Genomic DNA, 11,939 nt, shown 5'->3' with positions numbered 1-11,939 from the left:
GCCAGCACATTGCTGGCATTTTTATTGTTCTGATTTAGATCATATTTATAGGGTGGCTTAAGATGAACGAAGTGGCACTTGCAACTTATTGATTTGACCTTGCTGTTCACCTTGCTGAATTTTTTCCAACCATTGCCACTGTTGATGATGCAGACTTAAATAATTGGAGCAACGTGTCCCATACACAGGGCTTTGAATAAAAGTGGATGATAACAACGCTTCCATTTCTGGTTGAATACCTGTATTTGGGAGTTGCTCAAGCACCACTTTGCGCTCATCTTCTAAAATATCCCAAACGGCGTGTTCGATGTCCGTAGCGGGTATTTGGGGCTGTTGCAACATTGGTAAGAGCTCTTGAGTAAAGCGTTTACGTAAATGTCGAGTCTTGACCCAATCTTCCGACATAAGTCCATTCGACACCACATATACCCCTTTTGCTAAGATTTGTGGCGCCTCACCTCGATTGCTCATATAGACGGCTTGCTGGGTATCACCCAAAAATAAATTAAAGCCTGCATAGTCACATTGATGCTTTTCCAAGGTCTGTGCAAAGCGAATCGGCGTTTCATTTGAGGCTAAAAATGTTTGTATAAGATGACCGCGCGAAGTGGCATATTCAGTTTTGTCTGTGCCATCTCTAAAGTTGGTAATAATGGCCCAGCGCCCTGTAGCCGTCACGCCCATCCATGTTCCACCCGATTGTAAGTCTTGCCCTGCCACAATGTGACTTTGTGCCCATACATGCAAAGGCACTGTAGGACGATGGTAAAATTCGTCACGATTGGAAATTAAACACAGTGGCAAATCATCCAACACTTGCCAAGCAAAGGCCACAATACACATAGTCAAAGTTCATTATCTTTACACATTGAATATACAACATATTTCTATAGATTCCGTTAAAATCTGTGCAAAACAAAATGCTAAGGAGCAGCAATGCTGACCTACCCAAATATCGACCCAGTTGCCGTGTCGCTGGGTCCATTACAAGTCCATTGGTATGGACTGATGTATTTATTGGCCTTTTTATTTGCTTGGGGTCTCGCAACGCACCGCGCCAAACAACGTGATGGTTGGACTTCAGACATGGTATCCGATCTGATTTTTTACGGCGCCTTGGGTGTTGTGATCGGTGGCCGTGTAGGCTATGTCTTCTTTTATGGTTTTGATCAGTTTCTGGCAAATCCACTGTGGCTATTCCAAGTCTGGACTGGAGGCATGAGCTTCCACGGTGGCTTCCTTGGGGTGATGGTGGCCATGCTCCTTTGGTGCAAAAAGTACAAAATGACCTGGTTCCAAACTTTAGACTTTATTGCACCCTGCGTGCCGACTGGTCTGATGTTTGGTCGTATTGGTAATTTTATTGGCGGCGAACTGTATGGCCGTCCTGTACACGATCCAAATTTTGCTTTGGGCATGATCTTCCCAACCGATCCATTACAGTTAGTACGTCATCCATCTCAGCTTTATCAAGCACTGTGTGAAGGCTTAATTTTATTTATCGTGCTGTGGTGGTTCAGTTCTAAACCTCGTCCACGTTTTGCCGTTTCTGCACTGTTCCTCATCGGCTATGGTATTGCACGCTTCGTAGTCGAGTTCTTCCGTGAACCAGACAATGGACAACTCTTTATTGGGTGGATGAGTAAAGGTCAATTCCTTACAGTTCCAATGATCCTCATTGGCCTATGGATGCTATGGTATGCGTACCAGAAAAAAATCTATGATTGGGGCCCGCTCAAAAATAAATAACATCATGATTTAGCATTTTAGCGGAGCTTGAGCTCCGCTTTTTTGTACTGCATTTTTGACCGCATTCTGTGCTAAAGTCTTAGCCTTTCTATCAATCGATACAGTCCAATATGCTTGAGTTTTGGTTTAATCCACAAATTTCGGTGGTCAAAAAATTCCTGATCTTTGCCCTCATTGCCATAGCAACTGCTGTGCTGTATTGGATAGAACCCCTCAAACTTGATGCCATTTTAATGTTCTTAGGCACAGGTGTTATTTTTCTGATTTGCCGCTATTGTAAAATTCACTTTGCCAGTAAAAATCCAACAGGACTGTTTTACCGTGTACTGACGTGGATTCCAATTGCATTACTCTTGGCGCTCATTTTTATGCACATGAAAGATGGTGAAATTTTGATTCCAGGCGCACAAGGGATTGGCTTTATGGCCTTGGCGATTTGCTTATTTTCACCATTGTCCTTATTGAATCAAAATCAACCTCCAGAAGCACAGCCCTAATGCTCGAATTTTGGTATTCAAAACGCTGTACGCGTGAAATAAAACTGGTGCTGTGTATCGCTGTCTGTGCCGTGGTGTATTGGGCTTCTCAAATTCAACAATTGACACCCCTATTTGCAGGGTTAAGTTTGGCCATTGGGATCGCCATTCACCTCATGCGAAGCTATGCTCAACAACAAGCGAAAGCTCCAAACCAAGCATTTCATTATTTTAGAATGATTGCTCCTGTCATCGCCCTACTGATCCTTATCAGTCAGCTTCCAACAGCACACCGTGCCATTTTGGCCTTACAGTGCATTTGCTTTAGCGCACTTGCTTTGTTTTTGGTGTCTATTTATGAAAACCGCGCCAAGCGCTTTGAGTAGCGTGACGCGGTTAAATTAGATGTTTGCTCAATTTTGCTGAACGGCAGACGTTATTTATTTAAACGGTAGTATTCATAACGTACATTGGGGTCTTTATACACCGCATAGCCACTTTGCTGAAAGTCCGACACCCAATTTGAACCTGTATACGCCGCAATATGGCCATACACATGCTTTTGCGTACGGTTAATAATATAAATATCGCCTTTTTTAGGACGGTCAAAAGACTGATTAATTCGTTCATAACCAATTTTTTGTAAGGTATTGCCCCAATCTGCTGCTGCTACAGGATGATTATTAAATTTCGCGCCTGCAGACTCCAAAGCAATACGAACACTCTTGGCACATTTTTGCGAGCTGGTTTGTGCAGTTACACCGCGAAGCTTCTGCGCAAATTTATCAATATCAATACGCTGACCATTGTCCGCACCAAAAAGCTTACGTGGCGTATCTTCTTGCGCACTCATCCGACTATTACTACGATGTGAACGCTTTGGTGCTTGCTGGGATCGGATCACGATTTCTGCCTTGACTGGACCATTTACACTTTGTACGTCAACGCCTTGATCATAAACCATGTGAAACAACAACCTCTTTTTCAATCCGTCTCGATTGAATTTACTGCCCTAAACAGCGGCCGATACTACGCCCCTAAACTTAAAATATCATGCCGAAAATGTAAGAAAATTTAATAAAAGTACTTTAATATCCATTATTTGTATAATTATTAAACAAATTAATTCTAAATATTCACTCTAAAGTGCCAAACGATAATATTCATATTGCACGCCATCATCTTTATACACATCATAGCTTTTTTGCTTAAAATCCGAGACCCACTCCGAACCTGTAAAGCCAGCAATATGGCCATATACATGCTTTGAAGTCCGATGAATAATATAAATATCACCCTCTTGTGGACGGTCAAACTCAGGCTGAATATGTTTATAGCCCAGCTTCATTAAAGTATCACCCCAATCTGAAGCCGCAATAGGATGACTGCCAATAACAGCACCTGCACTTTCTAAAGCAATCCGAATACTACGCGCACAACGCTGCGAACTCACATGAGATTTAATACTGTCTAGCTTCTGAATAAATCGGTCAATTTGAATTCCAGTTGTGTTGTCCATATTAAAAGTGTTAACTACATCACGCTTTTGAAAAAATTGCGCTGTTAAATTTGGATCAACTTTTGGATCAACACTGGTGCGCTGAGGATATTGATTTGTGGTTTTTACAATCTCGTGTGGCTGTGCCTGAGCATAACTATTATGTATTTCAAGGTATTGGCTATCAACTAACATCCGCTGTCCTCAATGACTCACTTCAAATTTGCAGTCCTGTGCAAAAAACCAGACTATTTTTCATGCAGACGATAGTAAAAACCCAAACTTAAATCTTCTTTATAAAATTGTAAGTAAGCGACATAAAGTTCATCTCAAAACGTAACAAAATGCAAAAATTGCACGCTGTATGTAGCATTTTGCTCTGCGCCAAAAACAGGCTAAAATAGCCCGCAAAATTTTATTTAGATGATGAGAGCGATATGCGCCAATACCTCGACCTGTTACAGCACATTCTCGACAACGGTGGCGACAAAGGCGACCGTACAGGTACGGGAACACGTTCTGTATTTGGTCATCAAATGCGCTTTGACCTTTCAAAAGGCTTCCCTTTACTCACCACCAAAAAAGTGCATTTTCGTTCAATTGTGATTGAACTGTTGTGGTTTCTAAAAGGTGACACCAATGTTCAATATTTAAAAGACAACAAAGTCAGCATTTGGGATGAATGGTCTACAGCAGAACAGACTGCACGTTTTGGACGTCCTGAAGGTGAGTTAGGTCCAGTTTATGGTCACCAATGGCGTAACTTTGGTGCCACTAAAAATGCCGATGGTTCGTTTAATGACGACGGTTTTGACCAGATCAAATGGCTGGTGAATGAAATTAAAACCAACCCAAACTCACGCCGTTTGATCGTTTCAGGTTGGAATCCTAACGAAGCAGGCAATGTTGCATTGCCTCCGTGCCATACTTTGTTCCAATTTTTTGTACAAGATGGCAAATTGTCTTGCCAACTTTACCAACGCAGTGCAGACGTATTTTTGGGTGTGCCATTTAACATTGCCAGCTATGCATTACTCACTCACATGATTGCGCAAGTCTGTGGGCTTGGCGTAGGCGATTTTGTTTGGACTGGTGGTGATACTCACCTTTATACCAATCACTTCGAGCAAGCCAAATTACAGCTGAGCCGTGAGCCAATGACGTTATGTCAACTCAAACTTAATCCAAATGTCAAAGACCTATTTGATTTCAAATTTGAAGACATTGAAATTGTAGGATATGAATCACATCCTGGAATTAAAGCGCCAGTTGCAGTTTAAAGCATCTAAATTGCATAAAAACCAAAATCCCGCTTTGCGAAAAGCGGGATTTTGCATTTTAATAGGGTCAATTTTTATTGTGTTTGAGTAGTTGGCAATGGCGTTCCAAAATTTAGAAGTTGTTCATGTGGTGGCAATGGATCAACAGCGCTGTATTGGTAAAGGCAATGACCTACCTTGGCATATCTCTGCCGATCTTAAACACTTTAAAGAAATCACCCAAGGTGGCGTGGTCGTTATGGGTCGCAAAACCTTAGAATCAATGGGACGCACCCTGCCAAAACGTGTTAACTGGGTCATTACGCGTGACCAAAACTGGCAATTTGAAGGCACTAAAGTGGCGTATAGTATTGAAGATGCCTTAAAACACGCCGTTACAGATGTAGAAGTATCAGAAAAACCCAACACCATTTTTATTATTGGTGGCGGGGAAATCTTTAAACAAACCTTAGACATTGCCGATCGCTTAGAACTCACGCATGTCGAACTGGATGTACAAGGTGATGCCCACTATCCAGCAATTCCATCTGACTTCAATAAAGTTGCCTCTGAACAACATATCGACGACAAAACTGGGATTGCTTTTGAGTTCGCAACTTACCGAAAATAAAGCTAAATAATGAAAACATAACATGGTCTTATGCAACAGCCTTCGCGAACCAATAGCTCGATAAAATCTTTCATGCGCAAACTTGCGCATGGGGTATTTAGCCTATTTGTAGTTCTGAGTTCAGCTTGGCTGTGTATGGCCATTTGGGTACAGCAGCCCATTAATAGCATTGTGAGCTATGCGATTATCGGGTTTTGGATTGCCTTTGCACTGAGCATCTTAGGCATCTATTTTTCACACCTGCTCAGTCGTCGCAAAGATATACTCATTTACGGCTTAGCCTTTTTATTTGCCCTAATTGGGTACTTTAGCCTACCTGCACGACAAGACCGTGACTGGAATCCAGAAGTCGCTAAAATGCTGAGCTACGAAAAGCACGGCGACCAAGTCACGCTACACAATGTCCGTAATTTTGATTGGCATGCCGATGGTCGCTATACGGAACGCTGGGAAACACGCCACTACAATCTAAATGACATTACTGGCGTTAATATTATTACCTCTTATTGGATGGGACCTAAAATTGCCCATACCCTCGTCAGCTTTGACTTTGCCCACAGTGCACCCCTGACCTTTTCTATTGAAATCCGTAAAGAGAAAAACGAAGACTTCTCTGCCATTGGAGGCTTCTTTCGTAAATTTGAAGTCAGCCTGATTGCCGCTGATGAAAAAGATATTATCTATACGCGGAGCAATATTCGTGGCGAACAGGTCTATTTCTTCCCGATCAACATGGGCGAGGCCGAACGTAAAGCTTTATTTGAAGAATACTTGTCTAAATCTGACGATTTGGCCAAGCATGCCAAATGGTATAACACGCTAACCAGCAACTGCACCACTTTAGTCTTTGATATGGTGCAGGCGGTAAGTAAGCAACACTTACCTGTCGATTATCGCTTACTGGCTTCTGGCTATTTGCCTAATTATTTATATGACTTAAATGCGCTTTCGCATCAATGGGACATCGCTACATGGTATCGACGTGCACATGTTAACCCAAGAGTAACAAGCCACCATACACTCAGTAGTGCACAGTATTCTGCGCTGATTCGCCAAGGACTCAGCTCTGTGACACACACGGCACCACAAAACTCAAAATAGAATAAACCATGGACAGCCACATATATAAATGCAACAAATTGGACTAGCGAATGAGCTAAATATTTGTTTATATTAAAGCTAAAGTTTAAATATTAAACAGATGGGGTAAATCATGTTAAAACCGTTATGTCTTGCCTTAGCCATGAGCTCAGTCGCACTACTTGCAGGATGCGAAACCATGCCAAAGACAACTGCAGAAAGTACAGAAAATTTACAACTCCTGCAAAACCGCACTTGGATTGCCACTCAGATTGGTAATACCGTAATTCAAACTTCGCCTCAAGCACGTAATATTCCGAGCATTCAATTTGATGAAGCAACCAAACGTGTATCAGGTGCCGATGGCTGTAACCGCATTATGGGCAGCTATAGCGTTAAACGTGACACGCTACAATTGAGTCAAATGGCAAGCACACGTATGGCCTGCATGAACAACAATAATATTGATCGCGACTTCAATGATGCATTAGCCAAAGTCACCCATTACAAAACCATTGGCAAAACCCTGCAACTGCTCGACCGCTATGGCAACCCAGTTCTAAAATTTGAATTAGCAGTGCAACCCCGCTAAATCATGACCATCAGCCTGCTTCTGCAGGCTTTTTAATGCGATTTAGACCAGCAACATTGTAGCTTGGCAATTTGCCCCGATATTAAAAGACAATTCACACATTAATTAGGTTTAACTTATGCAAAAAGCATTATTTGGCGGTGGCTGCTTCTGGTGTACAGAAGCTGTATTTCTGCAACTACGTGGTGTTCATGCAGTAACCAGCGGCTATGCGGGTGGTTTAACATCTAACCCAAGTTATGACGATATTTGCACAGGAACGACACAGCATGCAGAAGTGATTCTGATTGATTTTGATGAATCACAAATTAGCTTTGCACAATTGCTTGATGTGTTCTTTGCGACGCATGATCCAACAACCTTAAACCGTCAAGGCAATGACATTGGCACTCAATATCGCTCTGTCATTTACTTTATGGATGATGCACAGCGTTCACAGGCCATGGAAGCGATTGAAGCTTTAAAAGCGGAAGGTTTAGACATCGTCACCGAACTAAGCCCTAGCCCTGAGTTTTATCCAGCCGAAGACTATCACCAAAACTTTTTTGCCCGTAACCCAACACAGGGATACTGCAATTTTGCAATTCCACCCAAATTATTAAAGCTACAAAGTAAATTTCAAGATTTAATGAAATAGTCGCTGGCACGCTCACTTGGAGTTCAACAACAAAACCCAACGCTGAGGCATAAAAAAAGCAACCTATTGGGTTGCTTTTTTTATGTTCAAATGCAGATTAATTATCTGTTGCAAACGCAATATCACTGAGCCCGGCTCCACTCGCACGTGACATCACTTGCGCGACAGTATCATAACGTGATTCTTTATCTGCTTTAAGTACGATGGTTGGCTTACGTTCAGCTTCCGCTGCCGTATTAAAGCGCGTTTCAAGCTCTTCTAGCGACAACACATTACCATTCCATGCAATATCACCATTTGCATTAATGCTAATGGTCACATTCTCTGGTGGTAAATCAATTACTTCAGCAGTAGTTTGTGGCAAGGTTAATGGAATTGATGGGTTGGCAACGGTCGCTGTCACCAAAAAGATGATCATCAATACCAGCATAATATCGATGAGCGGAATGAGGTTCATCTCATTCATGCCTGCATCGTTGTCTTCACCCAATTGAAAAGCCATTAAGCTTGACCTCCAACTAAACCTTCTTGTGCCGCAGTGACTTCAGTCTTTTTTACTGACTCTTGCTGTAGCATGGTATCAATCAACAAGCCATGTGCTTGATCTTGCAATTCATTGCTTAATGTACGGTTAAAGCGTACACAAATGTTATAAGCCAATACTGCAGGAATCGCGACCGCCAAACCTAGACCTGTCATAATTAAGGCTTCACCCACGGGTGTTGCAACTTGAGCTAGACCTGCTTGACCGCTTTTACCTACTGCAACCAAGGCGTGGAAAATACCCCAAACCGTACCAAACAAACCTACGAATGGTGCAAGTGATGCAATCGTACCCAGTACAGAAACGCCTTTTTCTGCATTGGCTTTTTCCACTGCAATTTGGCGAAGCAAAGCTTGTTCAGCAACTGCTTTACGTTGATCAAAGTTTAACGGCGCAAATTTTGCTTTTAATGCCGTTAAAGCATCAGAAAGATGAGCATAAGCTACTTGTTTCAGCTGACGTGTGCCCATAATGCGTAAAACAAAAATGGTCCATGTCGCAATCGACATTGCCAACAACACAAAGTACAGCGTTTTGCTGACTGCATCTGCATGTTGCCAATAAACTGAAAAGTTCATACTCGAACTCCTAATGGGTTAGCCGGTTATTTAAGTTGAAAGTCGAATGGCTGTTCCACACGTGTTGGATACGCCACACCATTTTCAATATATTTGGTGAGTTGAGCCCGTTTTACTGCTGCCGTAACTTTACGGTTGACAGCTGGACTACAACTCGAATTTTTTGCATCAGCAGAAATAACTTTACCTTGCTCATTGGCTGATATTGCAACCACTAATGAACATGAGTCTTTCAGCTCACCACCTTCAAAACTTACCTTCGGTGCACGTAACCATGATACACCTCCACCCAAAGAAACACTTTTAGGTGCTGGTGGTGCAGGCGGTGCCGGAGGAGCTACAGGTGCAGGCGGTGCAACTGGCGCTGGTGCAGGTGTTGGTACAGGTTTTTTCGTTTCAGAGACTACTGTAGATACCACTGGACTTGGTTTTGGTGTTTCCACTGGTTTAACGACGGGTTTCGGCGTTTCAGCTTTCTTCACTTGCTCCACTTTTTCAATTTTTTTCGGTGGTGGCGGTAAAGGCTTATCTACTATTTTAACTTCTTTCGGTTTTGGTGGTTCTTTTTTCGGTTCTGGTTTTGGCTTAGGAGGCAATGGTTTTGGTGCTTCCTGAAGTTTTACAAAGCGTACTTTTAATGGTTCTTTTTCAATTGGCTTTAAATCTGGCGCTTTCATTTGGCCAACTGCCCACAATACCCCAACATGCCCAATCACAACAGCTACAAGTGCCGTGAGGACTTTCTTTTTCATCGAATTTGGGTCTGGCAGCATCGGAGCAGAAGAAGGAGTCATTAAAATCAATATACCTTAAACAAGTGACTGCACATAGAATGAAAATTGCAATCAAACTCATCGGTTCGAACAATTAAAGTGGCACAATGATAAATGAGAAGTGTTTTCATTTGCAACTATTAATTTGGTTACTTTTATGGCTTTTTTGAATGATAAACTGCAACACATCAATAAAAAGGCATACTTAAAGTATGCCTTTTTTAAACACTAGATTCAAAGCATTATTGGAATACAACAGTTTTGTTGCCATGCACAATAATACGGTCTTCCAAATGCCATTTCACAGCGCGTGCAAGTACATTACGCTCAACATCCTGACCTAATTCACGTAGCTGTTCTACGGTAAAGTCATGGCTCACACGCTCAACATCTTGCTCAATGATCGGACCTTGGTCCAAATCAGCAGTCACATAATGCGCTGTTGCACCAATCAACTTCACACCCTTTTCATACGCTTGTTTGTATGGATTTGCACCTACAAACGCTGGTAAGAATGAGTGATGAATATTGATGATTTTCATTTCCCATTTTTGTACAAATTCTTCATCCAGAATTTGCATATAACGTGCTAAAACAAGTAAATCATTGCCTTGCATTAGCTCATCAATTTGCGCATAAGCTTCACGTTTGTTTTCTTTATTCACAGGAACAACTTCAAACGGAATACCAAAGTTTTCTACAGCTTCACGTAAAGTGTCGTGATTCGACACAACTTTGGTAATTTCACATGGCAAACCGCCACGGGCATGGCGCCATAAAAGTTCAAGCAAGGCGTGGTCTACTTTGGAAACCAAAATACCAACCTTTTTCACGTCACTAACTAACGCCAAGCGCCAGTGCATTTCATAACGTGCAGCGACATTATTATCAAAAGTCTGTAATAAGTTTTCTTTACGGCTTTGTAAATTATCAAGCTCAAACTCAACACGCATGAAATAACGTCCGCCCTGAGCTTCCGTTGCGTATTGATCAAGTGCGGTAATATTTGCTCCATGATGATACAAAAAGCTCGATACAGCTTGCACAATACCTGGCTTATCTTCACAGGTAATGAGCAAGCGCGCAGTATTTGCAGTCGACATATTCATTTTGGTGTGTATCGCTAAAATCAATTAATAAAAGTAAGCCGAGTATTCTAACGCGTTTTAAAGACAGACTAAATAGGTAGGATCGAACATTCGAGTTGTTCGAGAAGATTGTTGAGTTTTTATGCTCATTCGACTACTCATTTAAGTATAACTACAAAATAAAAACACGCTTCTGTGGCTTGCACAAAAGCGTGTTCATTTTCACCTATTGGGTAGCTGTTCTCTTAGGGTGCTTCTGGGGTTTTAGGCACCGAGGCTGCTAAACTTTCAAAAAGCTCTGACTCACCCATCGTTTCCAATAAATGCTCATACGTCTGACGGCTTTCACCACGTAAATATGCCCCTTCCAAGAACACCATTTGACGCAATGCCTGCCAAACCCACTTCTCTTCCAAATGGTTTGAATCGGTAATATGACCAGACATATACAAGAAGTTCGTCCAGTTAGTCAGTACAATCCAAAGGTTAATGGTCAAAGCCTCAATTTCTGAGTCAGTCATTTCCATTAAGCCTGCATTTACAAAGGCCTTATAAATTTTTTGCCCTTGTTGCATTACTTGACTGGCAAAGCGTGGATACATCTTACGAAAATCATCATTGTTTTCAACCAAATGATAAACATCACGATGTAAAAAGCGATATGCCCAAAGCTGACTACTCAGCACCTGAAAATAACGAATTTTATCATTTGCATCGAGAGGACGATCTTCAGGTAACGCCAGCATTTCTAGCGTTTCCTTTTGATATTGCTCCATCAATTCTTTAATAATTTCGCTTTTATTGCGGAAATGATAATACAAATTACCTGGGCTCATCCCAAGTTCAGCTGCAATATGGTTGGTCGTAACCGAACGTTCGCCACGTTCATTAAACAACTGTAAGCTCAGCTGTAAAATACGTTCTTTGGTTTTCAACGTTTTTGTTTGGGACATCCTAAAACAACCATAAATTCAATGCATTAATTTCATAACACATAAAGTAACTTGACTATTTAGAGCATTTACTCTAAAAAT

16 protein-coding genes are annotated in these 11,939 nt (G+C 41.7%); 8 read left to right on the top strand and 8 right to left on the bottom strand.

Annotated features, from left to right (window positions below; all coding sequences use genetic code 11):
* Positions 1-57: 57 nt before the first annotated feature.
* On the bottom strand, positions 58-843 hold the full coding sequence (locus HYG93_RS04205) for an NRDE family protein (RefSeq protein ID WP_178961884.1): 786 nt from the start codon (positions 841-843) through the stop codon (positions 58-60).
* 93 nt (positions 844-936) lie between these two features.
* On the opposite strand from HYG93_RS04205, the gene lgt reads away from it, so the two are divergent.
* The 3 genes from lgt to HYG93_RS04190 all read left to right on the top strand — a co-directional run bounded on the left by lgt (position 937) and on the right by HYG93_RS04190 (position 2,611).
* Entirely contained in the window at positions 937-1,749 is an 813-nt protein-coding gene (gene lgt, locus HYG93_RS04200; protein WP_106985131.1) for a prolipoprotein diacylglyceryl transferase, read from the top strand.
* Between the two features lie 110 nt (positions 1,750-1,859).
* The gene (locus HYG93_RS04195; protein WP_106985130.1) at positions 1,860-2,246 is read left to right on the top strand and encodes a hypothetical protein; all 387 of its coding nucleotides are present in this window, start codon (positions 1,860-1,862) and stop codon (positions 2,244-2,246) included.
* Positions 2,246-2,611, top strand: a complete 366-nt coding sequence (locus HYG93_RS04190; protein WP_106985129.1) for a hypothetical protein — start codon at positions 2,246-2,248, stop codon at positions 2,609-2,611. The genes HYG93_RS04195 and HYG93_RS04190 overlap by 1 nt, the downstream gene beginning before the upstream one ends.
* A 50-nt stretch (positions 2,612-2,661) precedes the next feature.
* Here HYG93_RS04190 and HYG93_RS04185 read toward each other — a convergent pair whose 3' ends face one another.
* Entirely contained in the window at positions 2,662-3,189 is a 528-nt protein-coding gene (locus HYG93_RS04185) for a peptidoglycan amidohydrolase family protein (RefSeq protein ID WP_121531037.1), read from the bottom strand.
* A 177-nt stretch (positions 3,190-3,366) separates the two neighbouring features.
* Positions 3,367-3,918 (bottom strand): hypothetical protein, encoded by a 552-nt coding sequence (locus tag HYG93_RS04180; protein WP_106985127.1) that lies wholly within the window; start codon positions 3,916-3,918, stop codon positions 3,367-3,369.
* Positions 3,919-4,160: 242 nt separating this feature from the next.
* Here HYG93_RS04180 and thyA point away from each other — a divergent pair, with 242 nt between their 5' ends.
* The 5 genes from thyA (at position 4,161) to msrA (ending at position 7,922) form a co-directional block, all read left to right on the top strand.
* Entirely contained in the window at positions 4,161-5,003 is an 843-nt protein-coding gene (gene thyA / locus HYG93_RS04175) for a thymidylate synthase (protein WP_106985126.1), read from the top strand.
* A 97-nt stretch (positions 5,004-5,100) separates the two neighbouring features.
* Positions 5,101-5,613, top strand: coding sequence for a dihydrofolate reductase (locus HYG93_RS04170; protein WP_120365170.1), 513 nt, complete (start codon positions 5,101-5,103; stop codon positions 5,611-5,613).
* A gap of 72 nt (positions 5,614-5,685) precedes the next feature.
* The gene (locus HYG93_RS04165) at positions 5,686-6,714 is read left to right on the top strand and encodes a DUF4105 domain-containing protein (protein WP_171406298.1); all 1,029 of its coding nucleotides are present in this window, start codon (positions 5,686-5,688) and stop codon (positions 6,712-6,714) included.
* 112 nt (positions 6,715-6,826) lie between these two features.
* Positions 6,827-7,285 (top strand): META domain-containing protein, encoded by a 459-nt coding sequence (locus tag HYG93_RS04160; protein ID WP_106985123.1) that lies wholly within the window; start codon positions 6,827-6,829, stop codon positions 7,283-7,285.
* 118 nt (positions 7,286-7,403) lie between these two features.
* Positions 7,404-7,922 (top strand): peptide-methionine (S)-S-oxide reductase MsrA, encoded by a 519-nt coding sequence (gene msrA / locus HYG93_RS04155; RefSeq protein ID WP_106985122.1) that lies wholly within the window; start codon positions 7,404-7,406, stop codon positions 7,920-7,922.
* A 97-nt stretch (positions 7,923-8,019) separates the two neighbouring features.
* Here the strand turns inward: msrA and HYG93_RS04150 are convergent, their stop codons facing one another.
* The 5 genes from HYG93_RS04150 to HYG93_RS04130 all read right to left on the bottom strand — a co-directional run bounded on the left by HYG93_RS04150 (position 8,020) and on the right by HYG93_RS04130 (position 11,858).
* Positions 8,020-8,424 carry a biopolymer transporter ExbD gene (locus tag HYG93_RS04150; protein ID WP_106985121.1) on the bottom strand — a complete coding sequence of 135 codons (405 nt, stop codon included), beginning with the start codon at positions 8,422-8,424 and terminating at the stop codon, positions 8,020-8,022.
* Positions 8,424-9,044, bottom strand: coding sequence for a MotA/TolQ/ExbB proton channel family protein (locus HYG93_RS04145; protein WP_106985120.1), 621 nt, complete (start codon positions 9,042-9,044; stop codon positions 8,424-8,426). Before HYG93_RS04145 ends, HYG93_RS04150 begins: the two co-directional genes overlap by 1 nt.
* A 26-nt stretch (positions 9,045-9,070) precedes the next feature.
* The gene (locus tag HYG93_RS04140; RefSeq protein WP_106985119.1) at positions 9,071-9,838 is read right to left on the bottom strand and encodes a TonB family protein; all 768 of its coding nucleotides are present in this window, start codon (positions 9,836-9,838) and stop codon (positions 9,071-9,073) included.
* 221 nt (positions 9,839-10,059) lie between these two features.
* Positions 10,060-10,926 carry a formyltetrahydrofolate deformylase gene (purU, locus tag HYG93_RS04135; protein ID WP_106985118.1) on the bottom strand — a complete coding sequence of 289 codons (867 nt, stop codon included), beginning with the start codon at positions 10,924-10,926 and terminating at the stop codon, positions 10,060-10,062.
* Between the two features lie 224 nt (positions 10,927-11,150).
* Positions 11,151-11,858 (bottom strand): TetR/AcrR family transcriptional regulator, encoded by a 708-nt coding sequence (locus tag HYG93_RS04130; RefSeq protein ID WP_106985117.1) that lies wholly within the window; start codon positions 11,856-11,858, stop codon positions 11,151-11,153.
* Positions 11,859-11,939 lie beyond the last annotated feature (81 nt).

It is taken from the genome of Acinetobacter sp. SwsAc6 (genome assembly GCF_013391565.1).
GTDB lineage: Bacteria > Pseudomonadota > Gammaproteobacteria > Pseudomonadales > Moraxellaceae > Acinetobacter > Acinetobacter cumulans.
This window is presented reverse-complemented; position numbering and strand designations above follow the sequence as displayed.